At 39.7% G+C, this 370-nt stretch carries 1 pseudogene; it reads left to right on the top strand.

Annotated features, from left to right (window positions below):
* Positions 1–248: 248 nt before the first annotated feature.
* Positions 249–370 (top strand): annotated as a pseudogene (locus L9G74_RS23905) (cytochrome c oxidase subunit II); the annotation flags it as partial.

The following is a 370-nucleotide window of genomic DNA, read 5'->3' as shown; positions in this document are numbered from 1 at the left end:
AAGAAGTTGAAACCATTTGAACTATTCTACCAGCTGTAATCCTTATCATAATTGCTCTCCCCTCTCTACGCATTCTATATATAATAGACGAAATCAACAACCCCGTATTAACCGTTAAAACCATAGGGCACCAATGATACTGAAGCTACGAATATACTGACTATCACGACCTAAGCTATGAATAATATATAATCCCAACAAACGACATAAAACCTGGTGAACTACGACTTCTATAAGTTGATAACCGAGTCGTTCTGCCAATAGAACTTCCAATCCGTATATTAATTTCATCTGAAGACGTCCTCCACTCATGAGCAGTCCCCTCCCTAGGACTTAAAACTGATGCCATCCCAGGCCGACTAAATCAAGC

Origin of the sequence: Shewanella electrica, from assembly GCF_022321485.1 — a bacterium.
Classification (GTDB): Bacteria; Pseudomonadota; Gammaproteobacteria; order Enterobacterales; family Shewanellaceae; genus Shewanella; species Shewanella electrica.
This window is presented reverse-complemented; position numbering and strand designations above follow the sequence as displayed.